Genomic DNA, 22514 nt, shown 5'->3' with positions numbered 1-22514 from the left:
GGTTAGTACGAAATGTCAGACCGGCCAGTATTCGTGATCGGCTGCCCGCGCTCCGGCACCACGATGCTCCAGCTCATGCTCCACTCGCACCCGCGCCTCGCGGTGCCGCCGGAGACGCGCTTCGTCATGCCCGTCTACTACAAGCGGCGCGCGTTCGGCGACCTCCGGGACGCCGAGCGGCGGCGCGCGCTGGCCGAGTGGATCGCGAGCGACCGGAGCACCAAGTTCCGCGAGCTCAAGATCGACCGCGACGCCTTCGTCCGCCAGGTCGTGGACGGCCCCGGCTCGCTCGGCTCCGTGCTCGGCACCGCCTTCCGCATGTACGCCGAGCGGTTCGGCAAGGCCCGCTGGGGCGACAAGCGGCCCAGCTACGTCAAGCACACCGACCTGCTGCTCAGGCTCTTCCCCGACGCCCAGTTCATCCACCTGATCAGGGACGGCCGCGACTGCGTGGCCTCGCTGAAGGAGATGCCCTGGTACACGCTGGACTCCTTCCACGCGGTCTCCACCTGGGCCGAGGCCATCGACCACGGTGACAAGCTGCGCCGGACGCTGCCCGACGACAGCTACTTCGAGCTGCGTTACGAGGACCTCACCGACGACCCGGTGACCGAGCTGAAGAAGCTCTGCGCGTTCCTGGAGGAGGACTTCTCGCCCGCCATGGTGTCGCCGCGCGAGGCGGCCAGCGTGGCGGTGCCGGTGCACAAGGTGTGGCACAGCAACACGCACGGCGAGGTCACCAGGAGCCGGGTCGGGAGCTGGGCCAAGCGCCTGGACGGCTGGGAGATCTCGCTCTGCGAGCAGGTGCTCGGCGAGCGGCTGGAAGCCCAGGGCTACGAGCTGACCGGCGCCGCCCCGGCGGCCAAGGAGCACGTGTCGGCCTGCAACAAGACGATGCAGCGCCGCCGCAACAGCCGGATGCGCAAGTCCATGCGCGACCGCTTCAACCGGCTGCGCGAGCCCAGCCCGGTGGCCGCCCTGCTGACCACCGGCCAGCGCGCCCTGGCCGGCGTCCCGCAGCAGCGCAGCGAGTCGCCGGAGCTGGCCGAGCGCACCGGCTGACCGCCCGTGCCGCTGCTCACCGGCCGGATCTTCACCGGTCGATGTGGGTGAAGAGCGCTTCCCAGCGGTCGAGCACCGGGTCGAGGCGGAAGTCCTCGGCCCGCTGCCGGGCGGCGGCGCCCAGCCGCCGCCGCTCCGGCGCCGAGCCGATGAGCCGGCCCAGCTCGGCCGCGAAGGCGTCCACGTCCGCCGGCGGGACCAGCGCCGACGCGACCGAGCGCACCCCGCCCGACACGTCGAACGCCACCGCCGGCACCCCGTGCGCGGCCGACTCCAGCAGCACGATCGGCAGCCCCTCGTGCTCGCTCGTGAGGGCGACCAGCGAGGCGTCCCGGTACTCGGCCGGCATCCGCGCGGCCGGCACCCGCCCGCGGAACACCACCCGGTCCGCCACCCCTTCCCGCGCCGCGTGCGCCCGCAGCCGCTCCAGCTCGCTCCCGTCGCCGATCAGGTGCAGCTCCCACGACGGCGGCGCCCCCGACCTGGCGAACGCGGTGATCAGCCGGTCGAACCGCTTGACCCCCTCCAGCCGCCCCACCCCCAGCACCCGGGGCGACGACAGCGGCGACACGGCGTCCGGCCAGGCGGCCAGCGGGTTCGGCAGCGTCCAGGTGTTGGGCAGCAGCGCGTTCTCCGCGAACAGCCACGCGTCGTCGTCGCTCAGGAACACCGCCTGGTCCAGCCGCGGGTAGTGCTTCCTGATCGAGCCCAGGTGCCAGCAGCCGCGGGCGTGCTCGTACGAGCCGTGATACTGGCCGATCGGACGCAGCGAGCCGGGCAGCAGCCGTGACAGCCGGGTCACCACGCCGGGCGAGGTGAGCACGGCGAAGCCGGGCCGCATCGGGCCGAGCAGCTCGCGCAGCCGGCGGTCGGCGCGCAGCCGGGCCAGGCGTCCCTGCGGCCCGACCGGGGTGCGGCTGATCAGGTGCTGCCGGTAGCGGGGGCGCTCGACGTAGCGGAACGGCGCGTCGGCCCGGTGCAGCCCGACGACGTGCACCTCGTGCCCGCGCCCGGCCAGGCCCTGGGCCAGCGTGTGCGTCACCTGCTGGATGCCGCCCAGCGTGTCGGCGTCCAGGCAGGCGAAGACGACGTTCACCGGGCACCCGCCGCGAAGAAGTCCGCGACGATCCGGGCGGAGGCGTCGCCGCGCTCGTCGGCGCACCACAGCTCGCGGAAGGCGGCGTAGCGGCCGGCGTGGGCGGCGTGCACGGCGGGCAGGTCGCGCAGCGCCGCGACGAGGTCCGCGGTCGTCGTCACGCACGGGCCGGGGGCGATCGACGGCAGGTCGTGGTAGACGCCGCGCTCCGACAGCCGGTAGTCGTCCCAGTCGTCGATGAAGAACAGCATCGGCTTGCCGGTCAGCGCGTAGTCGCACATCACCGACGAGTAGTCCGTCAGCAGCGCGTCGGAGGCCAGCATCAGGTCGTTGATCTCCGGGTACGAGCCGGCCGGGCGGACGAAGTGCCGCAGCCGCTCCGGCGGTTTGTAACGTTCCACCGGATGCGTCCGCAGGATCAGCACCCACTCGTCCGCGAGCTCCCTGGCCATCAGCTCCAGGTCCACCCGGACCGACCGGCCGCTGCCTTTGGCCCGGTCGCGGTAGGTGGGCGCGTACAGCAGCACCTTCTTGCCGGGCGGGACCTCCAGCCGCTCGCGCACCCCGTCGGCGCAGGCCCCGCGCACCAGCGCGTCGCAGCGCGGCGTGCCGCAGCGGTAGACGCGGCCGGTGTAGCCGTTGGAGGGCAGGAAGCAGCGCGAGAACTCGGCGCTCGGCGACACCAGCGCGTCCCACCGGGCGACCGCCCGCCGCCACTGGGCGCGCGGCCCGTCGAAGTCGCCGCGCAGGTCCGGCGCGTCGAAGCCGATCGACTTGATGCCCTGCCCGTGCCACGTCTGCAGGTAGCGGGTGCGGCGCGGCTTGGGATAGTCGAGCGGGAAGCCGTGGCTGTCGACCCAGTAGCCGGCCCTGGCCATCGTCCAGACGTAGGCCCAGCTTCCGCGCCTGACCAGCCGCACGTCGGGCGGGAAGTTGCCGCGCCCCCTGGCCACCGACCACACCGCCTCGATCGGCAGGCCGCTGCGGCGCAGCTCCTCGTAGATGGCGCGCGGGCTGCCCGTGTAGCCCTTGCCGACGTCGGCCTCGAACAGCGCCAGGTCCATGCGCTGCGGCACCACCTTGATCAGCGCCTTGTAGACGCGCAGCTTCAGCTTCGGCGTGCTCAGCCGCTTCAGCAGCCTGCGCCTGATCCGGCGCAGCAGCGACCGGGCGGAGACGGCTCGCACGCACAGGTACGCCGCGTAGCCCTCGGCCTTGACCGTGCCGCCGGGCAGCTCGATCGGCTTCATCGCCGGGTCGACCAGCAGCCGGTCGGTGGTGGTGTGGCCGTCGGCGACCCGGGTGAACCCGATGCGCGGCTCGCACCGGCCCTTGGGCGTGAAGACGATCTCGCTCACGTACGCGCACTCGCCCGACGGCTGCGGGCTGATCGGCACCTTCTCGCCGCCCACCCGCAGGAACGCCTTCCACTCCACCGGCAGCACGCCGAACGGGTCGTAGGTGTGCACGGTCATCCGGACCCGGTCGCCGTCCTGGCCGATCTCGGTCACCTCGTGCCGCAGCCGGGTGGCCGAGTACGGCAGCTCGGCCAGCCGCAGGTCCGTGATGTCCATGCCCGGCGTGGCCGTCGTGCCCCAGTACGTCCGGCCGCCGACCTGCACGGCGGCCCGCGGCGGCGCCCCGGCCCCGGTGAGCGACCCGGCGGCGATGCGCAGGTCGTCCACCCGGTCGTCGAGGATGAGCCGGCAGCAGACCCGGTCCATCGGCCCGACCCGGTCGAACACCTCGGGCGCGATCTCCTCCAGGTACGGCCGGACGACCGCGGCGAACTCCTTGACCCACACCCGGTCCATCGTGGGCAGCGGGTTCAGGTAGACGCGCAGGTCCTGGCGCAGGAACCGGTACTGGCGGGCGGGCACCAGGTCGGCGGCCCCGTGCTCGCGCAGGATGTCGTCGCTCAGCCGGGCGGCGACGACCCGGTGGCGCACGTTGTCCATGTCCTTGATGCTCAGCGAGATCGACGTGCCGCCGCGCGCCCGGTGCCAGTGGTAGACCACCCACGGCACGACGGCGAAGCGCCGCGCCAGCGCGTACAGCTCGGTGGCGAACACGTGGTCCTCGTAGTGGATGTCCTCCGGGAAGCGCAGCAGGTTGTCACGCAGGAAGCGCACGTCGTAGAGCTTGTTGGTGCTGAAGGAGTCCAGGAACAGCTCGGGCTCCTCGCGGATGCCCTCGACGACCCGCCGCCTGGCGAACAGTGTCGGATAGTACGGCTTGAGCCGGCCGCTGGACTCGTACAGCCGGGAGATCTGGCCGGACACGAAGTCGGCCCCGGTCCGCTCGATCTCGGTCAGCAGGCTCTTGCAGGCGTGCCGGGGCAGCTCGTCGTCGCTGTCGAGGAACATCACGTACGGCGCGGCGGCGGCGTCGAGGCCGTCGTTCCTGGGGGCGCCGCAGCCGCCGCTGTTGACCTTGCGGCGCAGGTAGCGGACGCGGGGATCGGCCTTCATCAGCTCGGCTGCCACCCGGGGCGTGCCGTCGGTGCTGGCGTCGTCGGAGATGATCACTTCCAGGTCGCGCAGCGACTGCCGCAGCACGGAACGCACCGCCCTGGGCAGGCGGGCCGCGTCGTTGTAGGTGATCACGACAACGGTGCAAGCCGGCATGCCATCCCCCCGAGTGTCACGACGTGGGGGTAGGCATGCCCGCAGGATTCTGGATGTGTCCGGACTTGATGGGGTTTTTGCCTAAAATCACCGCATAAGGCGACGAATCACCCAGACGATCAGCGCCAGCACGGCCAGCGCGCCCAGGACCGGCGCCACCCGCTTGATCAGCGGCGCCCCGGCGACCTCCAGCAGGTCGAGCGCCTCCTCGTCCGCGCTCAGCGCCGTCCGCGCCGTCCCCGCGGGCCTGGCCGGGCTCTCCACCGCCTCCTCCGGGACGGCGGCCAGATGCCGCTCACCCGGCCCGGGAGCCTGAGGTTCCGGGGACTCGGCGATCTCCGGGGCCGCCGGCTCGGTGAGCAGGTCGGCCAGGTTGGCGGCGAACCGGTCGATGAGCTTGCCGCCGACCTCCGCCATCACGCCGCGCCCGAACTGCGCCGGCCGGCCCGTGACGTTGAACGACGTCTCCACCGCCACCGACGTCGAGCCGTCGCCCGGCGTCAGCCGCGCCTTGACCGTCGCCGACGCCGTGCCCGAGCCGCGCGCCTCCTTGCCCGACGCCCGCAGGGTCAGCGTGTGCGCGTCCTTGTCCACGTCCTCGAACCGGGCGGTGCCCCGGTAGGTGACGGTGATCGGCCCGACCTTGACCTTCATCCTGCCGGTGAACTCTTCGCCCTCGAAGATGTCCAGCGTCGCCCCCGGCAGGCACGGCGCGACCCGCTCGACGTCGAGCAGCACCGCCCACGCCTGCTCGACGGGGACCGGGACCGTGAACTCGTGCTCGAACCGCATCGCCATCGATCCGCTCCTTCCCGACTGGTTGCGAGCGTACGTCCCGTGGGGGCGACCCGGAAGGGCGGCGCCCCCACGGGACGCGGGCTCAGGGAGCCCCGGCGGCCGTGCGCACCGCGCGATGCGTCAGCACCCTGGCCAGGTGCCGCCGGTAGTCCGGCTGGGCGTGCAGGTCGGCCGGCGGCGCCGTGCCCTCCGCCGCCTCTTCGCACGCCTGCCGTACCTGGTCGCCCAGCTCGGCGCCCTGGAGCGCCGACTCGGCGGCGCGGGCCCGCAGCGGCGTCGGCGCCATGTTGGCCAGCCCGATCCTGGCCTCCTGGATCGCGCCGTTCGTGCGCCGGACCGCGACGGCCACGCCGACGATCGGCCACGCCTGCGCCGTGCGGTGGAACTTCTCGTAGTGGAAGCCCCACCCGTCACCCAGCTTGGGGATCTTCACGCCGGTCAGGATCTCGCCCGGCAGCAGCGCCGACTCCAGGTAGTCGACGAAGAACCGGGCCGCCGGGATCTCCCGCTCGCCGCCGGCCGAGCGCGCGACGAACACACCGTCCAGCGCCAGCACCACGGCCGGCAGGTCACCCGCCGGGTCCGCGTGCGCCAGTGAGCCGCCGAACGTGCCGCGGTGCCGCACCGCCGGATCGGCCACCGTGGCCGTCGCGAGCGCCACCAGCGGGCAGCCCTCGCGCACCACCGGCGAGCGCATGACCTCGTCGTGCGTGGTCATCGCGCCGACGAACACGTGGTCGCCCCAGTCGTGCGCGCCCGCCAGCTCCGGCAGCCGCGCCACGTCGACCAGCTTGGACGGGTACGCCAGCCGCAGCCGCAGCAACGGCAGCAGCGACTGCCCGCCGGCCAGGACCTTCGTGTCCTCGTCCGAGGCCAGCTCCCGGAACGCCTGGTCCAGCGAGTCCGGGCGGACGTAGTCGAACTGGGCCGGGATCATGACCGCGCTCCTTCCAGCGCCCGCCAGACGCGCTCGGGCGTGCACGGCATCGCCACGTCATGGATGCCGTGCGGGCGCAGCGCGTCCACGACGGCGTTGACCACGGCCGGGGTCGAGGCGATGCAGCCCGCCTCGCCCACGCCCTTGGCGCCCAGCGGGTTGCCGGTCGCCGGGGTCTCGGTCCGGTCGGTGACGAAGTCCGGCAGGTCGGCCGCCGACGGCAGCAGGTAGTCGGCCAGCGTGCTGGTCAGCAGGTTGCCGTCCGCGTCGTACACCGCCTCCTCGAACAGCGCCTGCCCGATCCCCTGGGCGATGCCGCCGTGCACCTGGCCCTCGACGATGAGCGGGTTCACCACCTTGCCGACGTCGTCCACGGCCACGTACGAGCGGATTCTCGTCAGGCCCGTCTCGGTGTCGACCTCGACCGCGCACAGGTGGGTGCCGTGCGGGAAGGAGTAGTTGCCCGGGTCGTAGGTCGCCTCGGAGTCCAGCCGCGCCTCCACCCCGTCGGGCAGGTCGTGCGCGGTGAACGCGGCGAAGGCCAGCTCCTGGATCGTCGCGCGCGCGTCGGTGCCGCGCACCGTGAACGCGCCCCCGGCGAACTCCAGGTCGTCCGGCGCGCACTCCAGCACGTGCGCGGCCAGCTTGCGGGCCTTCTCCCTGACCTTCTCGCACGCCTGGAGCACCGCCACGCCGCCGATCACCAGCGATCGCGAGCCGTAGGTGTCCATGCCCTTGTGCGCGATGGCCGTGTCGCCGTGGATGACCGTGATGTCGTCGAACGGCACGCCCAGCGCGTCGGCCGCGATCTGGCTCCACGCCGTCACGTGCCCCTGGCCGTGCGGCGACGTGCCCGTGATCACCTCCACCTTGCCGGTCGGCAGCATGCGCACCGCGCCGTGCTCCCAGCCGCCCGCCGCGTACCGCGCCTCCTTCAGCAGCCGCGACGGGGCCAGCCCGCACATCTCCGTGTACGTGCTGACGCCGATGCCGAGCTGCACCGGGTCCCCCCGGTCCCGCCGGTCGGCCTGTTCGGCGCGCAGCTTGTCGTAGCCGAACAGCGCCATCGCCTTGTCCGTGGCCGCCTCGTAGTTGCCGGAGTCGTAGGTCAGGCCGGAGATCGTCGTGTACGGGAACTCCTCATGCCTGATCCAGTTGCGCCGCCGCACCTCCAGCGGGTCGGCCTTGAGCTCGGCGGCCAGCTCGTCCATGATCCGCTCGATGCCGAACGTCGCCTCGGGCCGGCCCGCGCCCCGGTAGGCGTCCGTGGGCATCTTCGTGGTGAACACGCCCGTGCAGCCGAACTCGTAGGCGTCCATCTTGTAGATCGCGTTGAACATCGACGCGCCCAGCAGCGGGACGCCGGGCGTGAGCAGCATCAGGTACGCGCCCATGTCGGCCAGCAGCTCCACGCGCAGGCCGCGGATCCGGCCGTCGGCGTCGGCCGCGAGCTTGACGCGCTGCACCTGGCCGCGGCCGTGATGCACGGTCAGGTTGCCCTCGGAGCGGGACTCGTTCCACTTGACCGGCCTGCCGAGCCGGCGGGTGAGCAGCAGGCAGAGCACCTCCTCGGCGGTGACCTGCAGCTTCGAGCCGAACCCGCCGCCCACGTCCGGGGCGATCACGCGGATCTTGTGCTCCGGGATGCCGGTGGTCAGCGCCAGCATCACCCGCAGCACGTGCGGGATCTGCGTCGCCGTCCAGACCGTGTACGAGTCGCCGTCCGTGCTGGCCAGCACCGCCCGCGGCTCCATCGCCGCCGGGATGAGCCGCTGCTGGTGGTAGGTGCGCTCGATGACGATCGGGGCGTCACGGAAGGCCGCGTCGACGTCGCCCGAGGTGACCTTCATCGTGTACGCCTGGTTGCCCGACTCGTGCACCTTCGGGCTGTCCGGCGCGAGCGCCTCCTCCAGGCCGACCACGGCCGGCAGCGGCTCGTAGTCGACCTCGATCGCCTCCAGCGCGTCGGCCGCCAGGTAGCGGTCGGTGGCGACCACGCACGCCACCGCCTCGCCCACGTAGCGGACCTCCGACACGGCCATCGGAGGATGGTCCGGGATCACGATGTCCTCGGTCACCGGCCACGCGCACGGCAGGCTGCCCTGCTCGGCCGCCAGGTCCTGGCCGCAGAACGCCGCCACCACCCCGGTCATCCCGCGCGCCCCCGACACGTCGACCCGGGTGATCCGCGCGTGCGCCATCGGGCTGCGCAGGAACGCCACGTGCAGCGTCCCCGGCGGGCGCAGGTTGTCGGTCCACTGGGTGCGGCCCGTCAGCAGCCGCGCGTCCTCCTTGCGCCTCCTGGCCCTGCCGACCTCGGTCATGACGTCCTCACCGCCCGCCCCATCTCCTGGGCGCCCCGCCTGACCGCGCGGACGATGTTGCAGTAGCCGGTGCACCGGCACAGGTTGCCCTCCAGGCCCTCCCGGATGGCCTCCTCCGACGGCTCGGGCGTCTCCCTGAGCAGGTCGATCGCCGCCATGACCATGCCGGGCGTACAGTAGCCGCACTGCAGCGCGTGTTCCTCGTGGAAGGCCCGCTGCATCGGGTGCATCGACCCGTTCGCGCCCAGACCCTCGATCGTGACGACCTCACAGCCGTCGGCCTGCACGGCGAGCACCGAGCAGCTCTTGGCGCTCTTGCCGTCGAGCATCACGGTGCAGGCGCCGCAGTTGCTGGTGTCGCAGCCGACCGGCGTGCCGGTCCTGCCCAGCCGTTCTCGGAGCAGATGGACGAGGAGGAGCCGCGGCTCGACCTCCTCCTCGTACGTGATCCCGTCGACGGTGACGGTGATACGGGGCATACGTCCTCCCTCGGAGCAGGGGGAAAGGCGGACAACGCCAACGTACGCCCGGGTATGTCCCGGTCAAGGGTTACTTACCGCGAACCGCCCTCGCCACGATCGCCACCAGGCCCGCGAACGCCAGCCCCACCACCATCACGGGCAGCAGGACCAGCGAATCCGTGATCGAACCCGTCAGCACCAGGATGCCGAGCACCACGAACAGCGACCCGCTCAGCAGCGCCATCCAGTCGGTCCGGTGCAGCCTGCGCGGCCTGTCGAGATCACGCGCCACGGCGCACCTCCAGGTCTCCCACGCCGCCCTTCAGGTTCAGCACGATCGTCGGCGCCTTGCCCTCCGGCTCCACCTCGGGCTCCAGCACCTTGTCGAACTGGACGTCCACGCCGCCACGCAGCGACTGGTCCACCTTGATGTCACCGATCCGGTTGAACGCGTGCACCTCGACCCGCGCCGTCGGCGGCACGACCACCGCCAGCTCGCCCACCGCGATCGACGCGTCGAACGTCACCTTCGCCCCCGGCTCCAGCCGCAGCTCCGACAGGTCCAGCTTGCCGTCGCCCACTCCCGCGTCGTACACCCGGTTCGACTCCGCCGGGTTCGTCACATGCCATACGGACTCGCCGACCTTGGCCGGCAGGCCGCCGAACATCATGCCCACCCCGATCAGCAGCGTCACCAGCGTGCCCGCCGCCACCAGGCCCGCGCCCCGGCCCCACCAGGCCGCGATCAGCAGGCCGGCGCCGATGGTCACCAGCACCGCGCCCGCGACCAGCGTGGGCTGCACTCCCGAGGGTGATGCGGCCTGCACCGCCACGAGGATCCCTCCAATGATCGTTGCCAGCGCCATGGTGATGGCGCCGATGTACGACTTCGGCCGCCGCTCCCGCGGCACCGGCCGGCGGTACAGCGCCGGGTCGTAGGGCGAGTAGCCGCCGCCGCGCCGCGCCGGGTCGAGCGGCTGGTAGGAGCCGTAGCGCGACTCGTACGGGCCGTGCGGGGCGAACGGCTCCCCGTACGCGGGGTGCGCCGCCGTCCGCCGCCCCGGGTCGGTCGTGGGGTGCTCGGCTCGGGGTCGCGCCGCCGTCGGCACCGCGTACGCCGCCGTCTTGGCGAACGGCGCCTCGTCCTCCAGCAGCCGCCGCGCCTCCGGATCCCGCCGGGCCCGCCGCTCCTCGGTGTTCGCCGCGGGCTCCTCCCGAGCCTCCTCGGCGGGCGCGCTCTCCGGAGCGGGGGCGACCGGCGCGGCCGTCTCCTCGGGGAGGTCGGCCCGTACCGTCTCGGCGGCGGGCGACTCCTGCTCGGACGGGACGTCCTCCTCGGCCCGAGCCGCCTCGGCGGCGGGCGCGCTCTTCACGGAGGGAGCGTCCGCCGGGGGAGCGGCGGCGGCCGGGCGGGGGAAGTCGTCGGACGTGGCGAGGCCGTCCGGGCGGGGACGGCGGTTGAGGCGCTCGGGCATGGAGCGGGCCAGCGCCAGCAGGTCGACGCCGCTGGTGTGCGCGGCCAGCAGGGCGATGGCCAGGAACAGCCCGACGACGAGCGTCCCGGCGCCGAGCCAGACGGTGGAGAGGTTGAGCACGAGCCCGAGCGCGAGCACGGCCGTCAGCAGCGCCAGCACCGTGTCGGCGTCGAAGTCGCGGCGGGTCCACTGCTCGATGATCGCCGGCTTCCCGTTGGGCTCCTTCATCAGCATGAACGCCGCGATGTACAGGATGAACCCGATCCCGGATCCGAACATCAGCACCGCGAAGCCGACCCGGAACACGACCGGGTCGACGCCGGTGTGCCGGCCCAGGCCGGCGCACACTCCCATGAGGAATCGTCCCTCGTTGCTGCGGCGCAGCGTGGCAGGGGGAGCGGCCGGTTCCCTGGACGGTGCTTCTGTCATGCCACCATCGTCGCTCACCTGCGAAGGCGGTCGCATCGGGGAGACCCCTGACCCGACCCGGGGGTTGTTCCCTGATGCCCGCGATGCCCGCGACGTGTGACTATGGCGATGTTATGGCTGACCAGAAGACTCTCGCCGAGCCGGGCCCGGGCGCCGACGCGCCGTATCGCAGGATGACACGTCCCTTGGAGGGCCGTCTCGTCAGCGGTGTCGCCCACGGGCTCGCCACGCAGCTCAAGCTCGATCCCGTGGTGATCAGGCTGATGTTCGTGCTGCTCAGCGTCGTGGAGGGGGTCGGGGTGGTCGCGTACGCGGTGCTCTGGATGCTCACGCCGCAGCAGCCGAACGAGGGCCGCCCGGTGCCGGCCCGTGACTGGAGCCAGCTTGCCGCGTTCGCCGCGATCGGGGTGGCGTTGCTGGCGTTCGGCTGGCTGACGGGCGCGTCGCAGGGCGGGATCGGCATGCTGCCGTTCGCGGTGGGCGGCATCGGCACGATCATCCTGTGGCAGCAGGCCGATCCGGAGCGCCGTAAGCACTGGGTGAGCGGGGCGACCCAGAGCATCAGGAAGAACCGGGTGCGTACGCTGCTGGGCGTGCTGCTGGTGATCGTCGGCGCGATCGGGTTCCTGCTGGTGGAGGGGCAGTTCCAGCAGGCGCGGCCGGGGCTGATGTTCACGGCGGTGGTGGTCGGCGGGCTCGCGGTGATCGCGGCCCCGTGGCTGGCCGGGCTGTGGAAGGAGTTGCAGCTCGAACGGCGCGAGCGCATCCGGCAGGAGGAGCGCGCCGAGGTGGCGGCGATGGTGCACGACTCGGTGCTGCACACGCTGACGCTCATCCAGCGGGTCGCGCACGATCCGCGCGAGGTGGCCAGGCTGGCCCGTTCGCAGGAGCGCGAGCTGCGCAACTGGCTCTACCAGCCGGCCCAGGACGCGGACGCGACGCTGGCGGCGGCGGTGCGCCGGATCGCGGCCGAGGAGGAGGACGCGCACGGCGTGCCGATCGAGGTGGTGTGCGTGGGCGACATCGACCTCGACGCGCAGGGCAGGCTGGGCGCGATGCTCAAGGCGGCCAGGCAGGCGATGGTCAACGCGGCCAAATACTCTGAGAGCCCGTCCATTTCCGTCTATGCGGAGGTGGAGGGTGAAGAGACGACGATTTTCGTGAAGGATCGCGGTAAGGGGTTCGAGCTCGATGCGGTGCCGCTGGACCGGATGGGCATCAGGGAGTCCATCATCGGCAGAATGGAACGCCACGGCGGCACGGCGCGCGTTCGGACCGAGCCGGGTGAGGGCACGGAAGTGATGTTGACCATGAAGGTGGAAAAGCCATGACGCGCGTGCTGATCGTCGACGACCATCGGCTGTTCCGCTCGGGGGTGCGGGCCGAGCTGGGCGACTCGATCGAGGTCGTGGGCGAGGCCGAGGACGTCGACACGGCGGTCAAGGCGATCGCCGACCTGCAGCCGGACGTGGTGCTCCTGGACGTGCACATGCCCGGCGGGGGCGGCCAGGAGGTGCTGCGCCGGGTGCTGGGCGCGGGCTCCCAGGTGCGTTTCCTCGCCCTCTCGGTCTCCGACGCGGCCGAGGACGTGATCGGCGTGATCCGGGGCGGCGCCCGGGGTTACGTCACCAAGAACATCAGCGGCAGGGAGCTCACCGACGCGATCCGGCGGGTGGCCGACGGCGACGCGGTGTTCTCGCCGAGGCTGGCGGGCTTCGTGCTGGACGCCTTCGCCTCGTCGGAGGCGCCGTCCATCGACCCGGAGCTCGACTCGCTCACCCAGCGGGAGCGGGAGGTGCTGCGGCTCATCGCGCGCGGCTACGCGTACAAGGAGATCGCCAAGGAGCTGTTCATCTCCGTGAAGACGGTCGAGACGCACGTGTCGTCGGTGCTGCGCAAGCTGCAGCTGTCCAACCGTCACGAGCTCTCCCGCTGGGCGACGGCGCGCCGCCTGGTGTGACAGCCCGCCGCGACGCTGGTGTCGCGGCCCGCCGCGTGCGACATTGCCAAGTATGGGCAGGGACGTGCCGGTGGTGGTGTTCAGCCGGGAGGACCGGCGGGCGTACCGGGAGAAGGTGCGCCGATGCCTCGACGTGTTCGCGCAGCTGCTGCGCGAGTCGCGCTTCGAGGACGACCGGCCGCTGGCCGGGCTGGAGATCGAGCTCAACATCGTGGACGCCGACGGCGAGGCGGCCATGCGCAACGCCGAGGTGCTGGCGGCGATCGAGCGGCCCGACTGGGCCACGGAGCTGGGCCAGTTCAACGTCGAGATCAACGTCGAGCCGCAGGACCTGGGCGGCGACGGGGCGCGGCGGCTGGAGGACGACGTGCGCGCCCGGCTCAACCACGCCGAGGAGCGCGCCAGGTCGCGGGGCGGGCACCTGGTGCTGATCGGCATCCTGCCGACGCTGCGCGAGCAGGACATCGGCGAGGGCACGCTGTCGGCCAACCCGCGCTACCGGCTGCTGAACGAGCAGATCTTCGCCGCCCGGGGTGAGGATCTGCACCTGTGCATCGAGGGCGTCGAGCGGCTCGACACCCACGCCGACAGCCTGGCGCCCGAGGCGGCCTGCACGAGCGTGCAACTGCACCTCCAGGTGAGCCCGGCGGAGTTCGCGGCGCACTGGAACGCGGCCCAGGCGATCGCGGGCCCGCAGGTGGCGGTGGCGGCGAACGCGCCCTACCTGTTCGGCAGGGAGCTGCACCGCGAGACCAGGATCGCGCTGTTCGAGCAGGCCACCGACACCCGGCCGGACGAGCTGAAGGCGCAGGGGGTGCGGCCGCGCGTGTGGTTCGGCGAACGCTGGATCACGAGCGTGTTCGACCTGTTCGAGGAGAACGTCCGCTACTACCCGGCGCTGCTGCCGCTGTGCGAGGAGGAGGACCCGCGCGCGGAGCTGGCGGCGGGCCGCGTCCCGGCGCTGCACGAGCTGACCCTGCACAACGGCACCGTCTACCGGTGGAACCGGCCGGTGTACGCGGTGGTGGACGGCACGCCGCACCTGCGGGTGGAGAACCGGGTGCTGCCCGCCGGGCCGACGGTGCTCGACATCGCGGCCAACGCCGCCTTCTACTACGGCCTGATGCGCGTCCTGCCGCACGCCGAGCGGCCGATCTGGAGCCGGATGTCGTTCGCCGCCGCCGAGGACAACCTGACCGCCGCCGCCCGCCACGGCCTGGACGCCCGCCTCTACTGGCCCGGCGTGGGGGAGGTCCCGGCGGCCGAGCTGATCCTGCGCAGGCTGCTGCCGATGGCCCGCGAGGGGCTGGCCCGGCGCGGCGTGGACGAGGCGGTGGCCGGCCGGCTGCTGGACGTCATCGAGGGCCGCTGCCTCACCGGCCGCACGGGCGCGACCTGGCAGGTGGACAAGGTGCGGGCGCTCGGCGGCGACCGGCACGAGGCGCTGCGCAGGATGACGCTGGAGTACATCGAGCGCATGCACACGAATGATCCGGTGCACACCTGGGCAGTCTGAGCGTCGTGACCTCCTCCCGCCGGCTGCTGCCCCTGGCGCTGATCGCCGTCCTGCTCACCGCCTGCGGCGTCCTCGACGTGCCCTCCCGTGACACGCGCGGCGCCGACTCCTTCGCCGACGACGTGCTCGGGGCCAGGACGCTGACCGAGGAGTTCTGGAAGCAGCAGTTCGCCGCCGCCGGGCGCACCTACAGGCCGGTGACCGGCTTCGTCCCCTATTCGGCGGGCGGCGGCCCGAGCTGCGGCGGCGAGCCCGCCGTGCCCGCCAACGCCTTCTACTGCCCGATCGGCCACTTCATCGCCTTCGACCAGGACTGGATGGCGGGCCTGTGGAGCGAGATGGGCGACGGCTCGGTCTACCTGATCATCCCGCACGAGTTCGGCCACGCCGTGCAGGCGCAGCTCCGCACCGAGTTCCAGCTCAACATCCAGGCCGAGCTGCAGGCCGACTGCTACGCGGGCGGCACGCTGAAGGCGCTGATCGACTCCGGCGCGCTGACGGCCGAGCCGGGCGACGAGGACGAACTGCTGCTCAACCTGGCCGCCGCCGGCGACCCCACCGACGACTGGCTCGACCCGGCCGCCCACGGCACCGCAGAACAGCGCCAGCGCTCCTTCGCCACGGGTTACACGCGCGGCGTGGGGGCCTGCTGAGGTTGTACGCGCGTGTCAACCCAGAGGATGATGCGACCGATCATGCGCGCGGCATAGCGTTGGCCCATGCCATTGGAGGAGATCGGCTGGCTGCGCAGGGGCGCCTGCAAGTCCAGCGACCCCGAGCTGTTCTTCCCGCTCGCGCCCTCACCCGTCCAGGAGGCGCGGGCCAAGGCCGTCTGCGCGTCCTGCAAGGTCCTGGCCGAGTGCCGCTCCTATGCGCTGAAGGCCGGCGAGGCCGACGGCATCTGGGGCGGCATGACCCCGGAGGAGCGCCGCCGCACCCGCTTCCCGGCGGGCTGGCGCAACTCCGCGGCCTCCTGACGCCACGTAGCCTCTAAGGGTGCTGCTTCGCTCGATCGCCGTGCTCGCTGCGGCCAACGTCCTCAACAACAAGGTCGCGCCACGGCTGGGGCCGCTCACCTCGGCCGCCGCGACGGCCGCGTTAGTCGCGATGGCCCGCAGCTCCGGCGTGTCGTGGCGGGAGCTCGGCTTCGAGCGCGGCCGTCGCGGCGCGCTCGTCGGCGGCGCGCTCGCGGCCTCCGTCGTGGCGGTCTACTCGGCCGGCATCAGCATGCGCCGCACCCGCCCGTTCTTCCACGATGAGCGGGCGCTCTCGCTCTCCCGCGCCCGCGTCCTGGAGGAGGCGCTGGTCCAGGTGCCGTTCGGCACGGTCCTGCTGGAGGAGGTCGGCTTCCGCGGCGCCCTCTACGGGATGCTGCGCCGCTCCCACGGCACCGCCACGGCCACCGCGGTGTCGTCGGCGCTGTTCGGGCTCTGGCACATCCTGCCCGCGATCGACATGGCCCGCGCCAACCCGGCGCTCGGCGCGCTGGCCGCGGGGGAGTCGCCCGCCCACCTCGACACGGCCCGGGTGGTGGCGGGCAGCGTGCTGTCGACGGCCGTGGCCGGGGTGCTGTTCAGCGAGCTGCGGCGGCACAACGGCCTGCTCGCCCCCGCCATGCTGCACCTGGCGACCAACTCGCTGGGCTACCTGTTCGCCCGCCTCGCGGCCCACCGCACAGGCCACGGAGATCAGGGCTCGCTACCCTTCGCTCATGGTGACGCATGAGCGGGAGATCACGGCTCCCATCGACCTGTGCCTGCCGGACGGTCGGCTCGACCCGGCGGCGGTCGGCTGGACCCGGCGGCCGCTCCACCGGGCCAACCTGCGCGGCTGGGGGCGCACCAAACGCTGGGAATACTGGGGGATCGTCACTCCCACTCACGTGATCGGCGTGGTCGCCTCCTCGCTCGACTACGCGGGCGTGCACGGCCTGTACGTGCTCGACCGGGCCACCGGCCAGGAGACGGCCAGGGACGTGGTGGTGCCGCTGGCCCGCAACACCGCCATGCCGGAGCGCAGCGGCGAGGGCGCCGCGTCGGCGCGGGCGGCGGCGCTGCGGATCGACATCCGCCAGCGGCCCGACGGCACCTCGCTGCGCGGCGTGGCCCCGGGCATCGAGGTCGACCTGGAGATCCCGCTGCCCGACGGGCACGAGGCGCTGGGCGTGGTGGTGCCGTGGAGCCCCACGCGGTTCCAGTACACGCTCAAGGACGTGGGCAGGCCGGTGCGGGGGCGGCTGCGGCTGGTCTCCGGCGAGTACGAGGTGCGCGAGCAGGACTCGTTCGCGGTGCTCGACCACGGCCGGGGGCGCTGGCCGTACTCGGTGGTGTGGAACTGGGCGGCGGGCAGCGCGCCCGGGCGGGCGATCCAGCTCGGCGGCAAGTGGACCGACGGCACCGGCATGACGGAGAACGCGCTGTTCGTCGACGGCCGGCTGCACAAGATCGGCGAAGAGCTGGCCTGGCGCTACGACCGCGACGACTGGATGCGGCCGTGGCGGATCACCGGGGCGCGGGTGGAGGCGGAGTTCACGCCGTTCCACGAGAAGGTCGCCCGCACCGAGCTGGGCGTCGTCGGGTCGGAGACGCACCAGTGCTTCGGCCACTTCAGCGGCCGGGCGCAGGCCGACGACGGCGCGTGGATCGAGCTCGACGGCCTGACCGGGTGGGCCGAGGAGGCCCGGCAGCGGTGGTGAGGCTCAGCGCGGCAGGCGCAGCGCCGCGTTGACCGCCCGCACCAGGTCCTCGGGCAGCACTCGCAGTAAGCCCCGATTTCCGGGGCTGACCTGCGGCTACGGCGTCACGCCGTCGGCACCACCTGGAAGCCCTCCGCGTAGTGCCCCTCGGGGAACCCCGCCTCCTTCCCCCAGGCGGCGAAGCGGCTCTTCACGAAGTCGGCGAACCCCTCGACGTGCGCCACCTGGCTCACGTGCGACTGCAGCGCCGCCAGCTTGCGCTCGACGGTGGCCGTGATGTCCACGTAGTGGTTGGGCGTGGAGCCGCCCGTCAGCCACACCTCGCGCACCGTCCACGCCTCCAGGCCCTCCTCGGTGAATAGCTCGGGGAAGGCGTACGGGTTGCGGGCGTCGGGGTAGACGGCGTCCAGCGTGGCGCCGCCGACCGCGCGATGGTCGGGGTGGCTCGGCGCGACGAACTGGTAGTTGCGGTCGGGGTGATGCGTGATGACCAGGTCGGGCCGCACCTGCCTGATGACGCGGGCGATGTCGCGGCGCAGCTCCAGCGACGGCACCACGGTGCCGTCGGCATAACCGAGAAAGCGCAGGTCCGTGACGCCGACGCACTTGGCCGCCGCCGTCTGCTCCGTGCGGCGGAGCTCGGCCATGCCCGAGTTGTCCAGCGTGCGCTCGTTGCCGCCCGCGTCACCGTCGGTGACCAGCAGGTACGTGACCTCCACCCCGGCGTCGGCGAACAGCGCCACGGTCCCGGCGGCCCCGAAGTCGGCGTCGTCCGGATGCGCGGACACGACGAGGATCCGGTCGATCTCGTTCTCGGCCAGCATGCGGTCCCCTTTCTGATCGTCGTACGGGACAACCGAAGCCCGGCTACCCGCATTCCGTGCGCCGATTGTCGGTGGCGCGTCTTAACCTAGGTGGGTGCCGACCCACGTCTCTGTTGACCACCCCTTGCTCGATGGCCTCAACCCGCAGCAGCGCGAGGCCGTGATCCACCATGGCAGCCCCCTGCTGATCGTGGCGGGGGCGGGATCGGGAAAGACGCGGGTGCTCACCCACCGCATCGCCTACCTGCTGGCCGAGCGCGACGTCCATCCAGGCGAGATCCTGGCGATCACCTTCACCAACAAGGCCGCCAAGGAGATGAAGGAGCGCATCGACAAGCTCGTCGGGCCGCGCTCGCGGGCGATGTGGGTGATGACCTTCCACAGCGCGTGCATGCGCATCCTGCGGCGCGAGGCCAAGCGGCTCGGCTTCCCCTCCAGCTTCTCCATCTACGACCAGGCCGACTCCCAGCGCCTCATGGCCATGGTCTGCCGCGAGATGGAGCTCGACCCCAAGCGCTATCCGCCCCGCTCGTTCTCCGCCCAGGTCAGCAACTTCAAGAACGAGCTGATCGACTACGAGACCGCGATCGAGCGCGCCGGCTCCCACCTGGAGAAGACGCTCGCCCAGGCCTACAAGAGCTACCAGCTCAAGCTCACCGAGGCCGGCGCGATGGACTTCGACGACATCATCATGAACACGGTGACGCTCTTCCAGCTCTTCCCCGAGGTGGCCGAGCACTACCGGATGCGCTTCCGCCACGTGCTCGTCGACGAGTACCAGGACACCAACCACGCCCAGTACATCCTGATCAGGGAGCTGGTCGGCCACCCCGAGGTGCGCACGGCCGACGGCGACGTGGTGCGGGCCGGGGCCGACATGTCCGAGCTGTGCGTGGTCGGCGACGCCGACCAGTCGATCTACGCCTTCCGCGGCGCGACGATCCGCAACATCCTGGAGTTCGAGCGCGACTATCCGAACGCGCGCACCATCCTGCTGGAGCAGAACTACCGCTCCACCCAGAACATCCTGGCCGCCGCCAACGCGGTCATCTCGCGCAACGAGTCGCGCAAGCCCAAGAACCTCTGGTCCGACCAGGGCGACGGCCCCAAGATCGTCGGTTACGTGGCCGACAACGAGCACGACGAGGCCGTCTTCGTCGCCCAGGAGGTCGACCGGCTCAGCGACGAGGAGGGCGTCAAGGCCGGTGACGTCGCGGTCTTCTACCGCACCAACGCCGCCTCCCGCGTGTTCGAGGAGATCTTCATCCGCACCGGCCTGCCCTACAAGGTCGTCGGCGGCGTGCGCTTCTACGAGCGCAAGGAGGTCAAGGACCTGCTGGCCTACCTGCGGCTGCTGGCCAACCCGCTCGACGTGGTGTCGCTGCGGCGCATCCTCAACGTGCCCAAGCGCGGCATCGGCGATCGGGCCGAGGCCATGGTCGAGGCGTTCGCGGCCCGCGAGCGGATCCCGTTCTGGGACGCGCTGCGGCGGGCCGACGAGGCGCCGGGCATGGCGACCCGCTCACTCAACGCGATCAGGGAGTTCGTCGCGCTCGTCGAGGAGCTGATCGTCAAGGGCGAGGGCATGCCGCCGTCGGCGCTGGCCGAGGAGGTGCTGGTGGCCACCGGCTACCGCGCCGAGCTGGAGGCGTCCGAAGACCCGCAGGACGAGTCGCGGCTGGAGAACCTCAACGAGCTCATCTCCGTGGCCTCCGAGTTCGAGGAGGCCAACCCGGAGGGCACGCTGGTGGAGTTCCTGGAGCAGGTGTCGCTGGTGGCCGACGCCGACCAGATCCCCGACGCCGACGGCGGGCAGGGCGTCGTGACGCTCATGACCCTGCACACGGCCAAGGGCCTGGAGTTCCCCGTGGTGTTCCTGACGGCGATGGAGGACGGCGTCTTCCCGCACATCCGCTCACTCGGCGAGCCGAAGGAGCTGGAGGAGGAGCGCCGCCTGGCCTACGTCGGCATCACCCGGGCCCAGCAGCGCCTTTACATCACCCGCGCCGCCGTGCGCAGCTCGTGGGGGGCGCCGTCGTTCAACCCGGCCTCCCGCTTCGTCAGCGAGGTGCCGGGCACGCTCATCGAGTGGCGTACGGATCCGAGCAAGTCGGCGTGGAGCGCGGCCACGCGCCGTGAGCCCACGCCCGCCGCCGCGCCGAAGAAGAGCGGCGGGCGCGCGGTCCCGACGCTCAACCCCGGCGACCGGGTCACGCACGACGCCTTCGGGCTCGGCACGGTGGTGACGGTCGACGGGGTGGGCGACAAGACCAAGGTCAAGATCGACTTCGGCTCCGGCGGCGAGAAGACGCTGCTGCTGGCCTACGCGCCGCTGGAGAAGCTCTAGCCGAGACGGTCAGAGGGCGCTGCCCTGCTTCCACTGGGTCCAGTTGAGCTGCCAGTAGCTCCAGCCGTTGCGCCAGTCGAGCTTGCGCTTGGTGCCGGTGATCTTCACGACGTCACCGCGCTGGGCGATGTCGTAGAACCACTTGGCCCCGGCCGGGGTGGCGCGCACGCAGCCGTGGCTCTGGTTGGAGCGGCCGAGGAACTGGTAGTCGCCGTAGCTCTGGTGGACGTACTCGCCGCTGTCGGAGATGCGGACCGCCCACGGGATCTGCTCCTTGTAGTAGCGCGGGTCCTTGGGGTCGGTCACGCCCATCCACGACGAGGTCATGGTCTCCACGGCCTTCTTGCCCATGGTCAGGTGGACGCCGCTGGTGGTCAGGTAGACGTCGACGCCGTTCCTGATCAGCCCGCCCCGGCCGGCGCTGATCGGGATCTTCTTGGCCAGCCTGCCGTTGCGGTAGACCTTCATCACGTGCTTGCGGGTGTCGACGACGGAGATGTTCTGCGCGCCGACGGCGAAGCGGCGGCTGACGTTCCTGGCCGCCTGGTTGCCCGGGATCTCGCTGAGCAGGGCCTTGAAGAGCACCTTCTGGTTGGGCTTCCAGTAGGTCTTGGTGCGGTAGACGACCTTGTTGTCGGCGATCCACCGCCAGGCGCCCTCGACGGGCTTGTCGGCCTCGACCCGCAGCACCGACTCGGCCGCCGCGCGGTCGCGCACCTTGCGGTCGAAGGTCACGATGATGGGGAAGCCGACGCCCACCTTCTCCGACTTCTCGCCGAGCGGGGTGATGTCGGCGATGCCGAGCTTGACCTTCTTCGGCGCGGCGGCCTGGGCGGGCACCGTCGGCGCCACGCAGAGGGCCGCGGCGACCAGGGCGGTCACGGCCGGCATCCGGGGGAAGAGCTTCACAGGTCGTACTCCTGGACTATGTGCTTGACGCGTTCGCTACGTGTGACAGCTGAGGCTCGTGTTTCGCCGTCCAGGAAGGCGTCACGATGTCATAACGGTTCAATTTTGTACATTCCGGTGGCCGGCCGTGGCGGCGCCACGGCCGGCCTCAGGACCTACTTGGTGGCGATGCCGTTGAGCTTGCCGAACTCCTCGACGGTCTCCTCGCCGCCCTCCTCCAGGTCGGTGGTGACCTGGTCGGCCGTCGGCGCCTTGATCGTCAGCTTGCCGCCCCAGCCGGTGAAGCGGGTGTCGACGCTCAGGCTCCCGCTGTCCATGGCCAGCGCGACCGCCGAGAACGTCGTCACCAGGCGCGTGGGCAGGCCCTTGGCGTCCACGGTGAGCCGCCAGTTGATCGGCGTCTTCAGCGTCTTGGCCGTGTCCTTCGCCCCCATCCTGGAAGCGCGGAACCACGCCGACGCCTTGCGCAGCTCACCGACGGTGATCTTGCCGGTGTAGCCGCCCGAGGTCGCCTTGGCGTTCTTGAACAGCGCCTTGAGCGTGGCCGGCTCCGCGATGTTCACGGGCTGGCCCAGCACGCCCAGAATGCCCGCGGGCGGGCCGTTCGGGGCCTTGTACCAGGTCTCGCCCTCCGGCAGCACGGTCGACCAGATGCCGCCCGACAGGTAGGACGTGGTGCCGATCCTGATCGTGCGCTCCGACTTGGTCATCGCCGCGATCAGCGAGTCCTCCTCGGCGTCCAGGTCACTGGCGTTGATGGCCAGCTTGCCGGTGATGTCGGACGCGGCGATGCCCGACCGGCCGAACGCGAAGCTGCCGTGACGCCTGAGGAAGACGGCGCGCTGGCCGTCCTCGATCACGGTGGTGCGCTCGGTGAACTTCACGCCCTTGCCCGGGGCGACGTGCTTCTTGACCGCCGTCACCGGGTTCTTGGGCGCAGCGGCCTGGGCGGGCGTCGCCGTCACGAGGGCGGCGGCCGACGCCAATGCCAGGCCGGTGATGATGCGCTTCATGCAGATTCCTCTCGATTCCTGTAATCGTTCGTGCAGGGCCC

General features: G+C 71.8%; 20 protein-coding genes. 9 read left to right on the top strand and 11 right to left on the bottom strand.

What is annotated here, in order from left to right:
• Positions 1-12: 12 nt before the first annotated feature.
• Entirely contained in the window at positions 13-1062 is a 1050-nt protein-coding gene (locus ACBI99_RS12995) for a sulfotransferase (RefSeq protein WP_219500595.1), read from the top strand.
• 31 nt (positions 1063-1093) lie between these two features.
• Here the strand turns inward: ACBI99_RS12995 and ACBI99_RS12990 are convergent, their stop codons facing one another.
• The 8 genes from ACBI99_RS12990 to ACBI99_RS12955 form a co-directional block, all read right to left on the bottom strand.
• Positions 1094-2158, bottom strand: a complete 1065-nt coding sequence (locus ACBI99_RS12990) for a glycosyltransferase (RefSeq protein ID WP_375072379.1) — start codon at positions 2156-2158, stop codon at positions 1094-1096.
• Positions 2155-4764: a CDP-glycerol glycerophosphotransferase family protein gene (locus ACBI99_RS12985; RefSeq protein WP_375072378.1), complete on the bottom strand. Its 2610-nt coding sequence runs from the start codon at positions 4762-4764 to the stop codon at positions 2155-2157. The genes ACBI99_RS12990 and ACBI99_RS12985 overlap by 4 nt, the downstream gene beginning before the upstream one ends.
• A gap of 108 nt (positions 4765-4872) precedes the next feature.
• Positions 4873-5583: an SRPBCC domain-containing protein gene (locus ACBI99_RS12980; protein WP_375072377.1), complete on the bottom strand. Its 711-nt coding sequence runs from the start codon at positions 5581-5583 to the stop codon at positions 4873-4875.
• 82 nt (positions 5584-5665) lie between these two features.
• Positions 5666-6520: an FAD binding domain-containing protein gene (locus ACBI99_RS12975; protein WP_375072376.1), complete on the bottom strand. Its 855-nt coding sequence runs from the start codon at positions 6518-6520 to the stop codon at positions 5666-5668.
• A complete protein-coding gene (locus tag ACBI99_RS12970) occupies positions 6517-8844 on the bottom strand; it encodes a xanthine dehydrogenase family protein molybdopterin-binding subunit (protein ID WP_375072375.1) in 2328 nt (775 codons plus the stop codon). The genes ACBI99_RS12975 and ACBI99_RS12970 overlap by 4 nt, the downstream gene beginning before the upstream one ends.
• Positions 8841-9323 (bottom strand): (2Fe-2S)-binding protein, encoded by a 483-nt coding sequence (locus tag ACBI99_RS12965; protein ID WP_219500606.1) that lies wholly within the window; start codon positions 9321-9323, stop codon positions 8841-8843. Before ACBI99_RS12965 ends, ACBI99_RS12970 begins: the two co-directional genes overlap by 4 nt.
• A gap of 70 nt (positions 9324-9393) precedes the next feature.
• Positions 9394-9597, bottom strand: a complete 204-nt coding sequence (locus ACBI99_RS12960) for a hypothetical protein (protein WP_219500607.1) — start codon at positions 9595-9597, stop codon at positions 9394-9396.
• Positions 9587-11209: a PspC domain-containing protein gene (locus ACBI99_RS12955; protein ID WP_357584316.1), complete on the bottom strand. Its 1623-nt coding sequence runs from the start codon at positions 11207-11209 to the stop codon at positions 9587-9589. Before ACBI99_RS12955 ends, ACBI99_RS12960 begins: the two co-directional genes overlap by 11 nt.
• A gap of 113 nt (positions 11210-11322) precedes the next feature.
• Between ACBI99_RS12955 and ACBI99_RS12950 the strand changes: the two genes are divergently transcribed.
• The 7 genes from ACBI99_RS12950 (at position 11323) to ACBI99_RS12920 (ending at position 17380) form a co-directional block, all read left to right on the top strand.
• Entirely contained in the window at positions 11323-12540 is a 1218-nt protein-coding gene (locus tag ACBI99_RS12950) for a PspC domain-containing protein (RefSeq protein WP_357584314.1), read from the top strand.
• Entirely contained in the window at positions 12537-13169 is a 633-nt protein-coding gene (locus ACBI99_RS12945) for a response regulator transcription factor (RefSeq protein ID WP_357584312.1), read from the top strand. Before ACBI99_RS12950 ends, ACBI99_RS12945 begins: the two co-directional genes overlap by 4 nt.
• Before the next feature lie 52 nt (positions 13170-13221).
• Entirely contained in the window at positions 13222-14685 is a 1464-nt protein-coding gene (locus ACBI99_RS12940) for a glutamate--cysteine ligase (protein WP_357584310.1), read from the top strand.
• Positions 14686-14690: 5 nt separating this feature from the next.
• The gene (locus ACBI99_RS12935) at positions 14691-15338 is read left to right on the top strand and encodes a neutral zinc metallopeptidase (RefSeq protein WP_219500611.1); all 648 of its coding nucleotides are present in this window, start codon (positions 14691-14693) and stop codon (positions 15336-15338) included.
• A 66-nt stretch (positions 15339-15404) separates the two neighbouring features.
• Complete coding sequence (locus ACBI99_RS12930; RefSeq protein ID WP_219500612.1) at positions 15405-15662, top strand: WhiB family transcriptional regulator; 258 nt, start codon at positions 15405-15407, stop codon at positions 15660-15662.
• A 19-nt stretch (positions 15663-15681) separates the two neighbouring features.
• A complete protein-coding gene (locus tag ACBI99_RS12925; RefSeq protein WP_219500613.1) occupies positions 15682-16410 on the top strand; it encodes a CPBP family intramembrane glutamic endopeptidase in 729 nt (242 codons plus the stop codon).
• The gene (locus ACBI99_RS12920; protein ID WP_357584306.1) at positions 16397-17380 is read left to right on the top strand and encodes a DUF2804 domain-containing protein; all 984 of its coding nucleotides are present in this window, start codon (positions 16397-16399) and stop codon (positions 17378-17380) included. Before ACBI99_RS12925 ends, ACBI99_RS12920 begins: the two co-directional genes overlap by 14 nt.
• A gap of 104 nt (positions 17381-17484) precedes the next feature.
• Here ACBI99_RS12920 and ACBI99_RS12915 read toward each other — a convergent pair whose 3' ends face one another.
• Entirely contained in the window at positions 17485-18204 is a 720-nt protein-coding gene (locus ACBI99_RS12915) for a PIG-L deacetylase family protein (RefSeq protein ID WP_219500616.1), read from the bottom strand.
• A 124-nt stretch (positions 18205-18328) separates the two neighbouring features.
• Here ACBI99_RS12915 and pcrA point away from each other — a divergent pair, with 124 nt between their 5' ends.
• Positions 18329-20551 carry a DNA helicase PcrA gene (gene pcrA / locus ACBI99_RS12910; protein ID WP_219500789.1) on the top strand — a complete coding sequence of 741 codons (2223 nt, stop codon included), beginning with the start codon at positions 18329-18331 and terminating at the stop codon, positions 20549-20551.
• A gap of 9 nt (positions 20552-20560) precedes the next feature.
• Here pcrA and ACBI99_RS12905 read toward each other — a convergent pair whose 3' ends face one another.
• Positions 20561-21460, bottom strand: a complete 900-nt coding sequence (locus ACBI99_RS12905) for a L,D-transpeptidase (RefSeq protein ID WP_375072374.1) — start codon at positions 21458-21460, stop codon at positions 20561-20563.
• A gap of 155 nt (positions 21461-21615) precedes the next feature.
• Positions 21616-22473: a hypothetical protein gene (locus ACBI99_RS12900; RefSeq protein ID WP_219500621.1), complete on the bottom strand. Its 858-nt coding sequence runs from the start codon at positions 22471-22473 to the stop codon at positions 21616-21618.
• Positions 22474-22514: the final 41 nt, after the last annotated feature.

This window comes from Nonomuraea sp. ATR24 (assembly GCF_041950485.1).
In the GTDB taxonomy this organism is placed as follows: Bacteria; Actinomycetota; Actinomycetes; order Streptosporangiales; family Streptosporangiaceae; genus Nonomuraea; species Nonomuraea ceibae.
The sequence above is the reverse complement of the archived record's forward strand: the minus strand, read 5'-3'. Positions and strand labels throughout refer to the sequence as shown.

What these genes read in the sequence shown, in the direction of transcription:
- ACBI99_RS12995 (WP_219500595.1), top strand. Translation starts at nt 13, where the DNA reads ATGTCAGACCGGCCAGTATTCGTGATCGGCTGCCCGCGCTCCGGCACC.
- ACBI99_RS12980 (WP_375072377.1), bottom strand. Translation starts at nt 5,583, where the DNA reads ATGGCGATGCGGTTCGAGCACGAGTTCACGGTCCCGGTCCCCGTCGAG.
- ACBI99_RS12975 (WP_375072376.1), bottom strand. Translation starts at nt 6,520, where the DNA reads ATGATCCCGGCCCAGTTCGACTACGTCCGCCCGGACTCGCTGGACCAG.
- ACBI99_RS12970 (WP_375072375.1), bottom strand. Translation starts at nt 8,844, where the DNA reads ATGACCGAGGTCGGCAGGGCCAGGAGGCGCAAGGAGGACGCGCGGCTG.
- ACBI99_RS12965 (WP_219500606.1), bottom strand. Translation starts at nt 9,323, where the DNA reads ATGCCCCGTATCACCGTCACCGTCGACGGGATCACGTACGAGGAGGAG.
- ACBI99_RS12955 (WP_357584316.1), bottom strand. Translation starts at nt 11,209, where the DNA reads ATGACAGAAGCACCGTCCAGGGAACCGGCCGCTCCCCCTGCCACGCTG.
- ACBI99_RS12950 (WP_357584314.1), top strand. Translation starts at nt 11,323, where the DNA reads ATGGCTGACCAGAAGACTCTCGCCGAGCCGGGCCCGGGCGCCGACGCG.
- ACBI99_RS12945 (WP_357584312.1), top strand. Translation starts at nt 12,537, where the DNA reads ATGACGCGCGTGCTGATCGTCGACGACCATCGGCTGTTCCGCTCGGGG.
- ACBI99_RS12940 (WP_357584310.1), top strand. Translation starts at nt 13,222, where the DNA reads ATGGGCAGGGACGTGCCGGTGGTGGTGTTCAGCCGGGAGGACCGGCGG.
- ACBI99_RS12930 (WP_219500612.1), top strand. Translation starts at nt 15,405, where the DNA reads ATGCCATTGGAGGAGATCGGCTGGCTGCGCAGGGGCGCCTGCAAGTCC.
- ACBI99_RS12920 (WP_357584306.1), top strand. Translation starts at nt 16,397, where the DNA reads ATGGTGACGCATGAGCGGGAGATCACGGCTCCCATCGACCTGTGCCTG.
- ACBI99_RS12915 (WP_219500616.1), bottom strand. Translation starts at nt 18,204, where the DNA reads ATGCTGGCCGAGAACGAGATCGACCGGATCCTCGTCGTGTCCGCGCAT.
- ACBI99_RS12900 (WP_219500621.1), bottom strand. Translation starts at nt 22,473, where the DNA reads ATGAAGCGCATCATCACCGGCCTGGCATTGGCGTCGGCCGCCGCCCTC.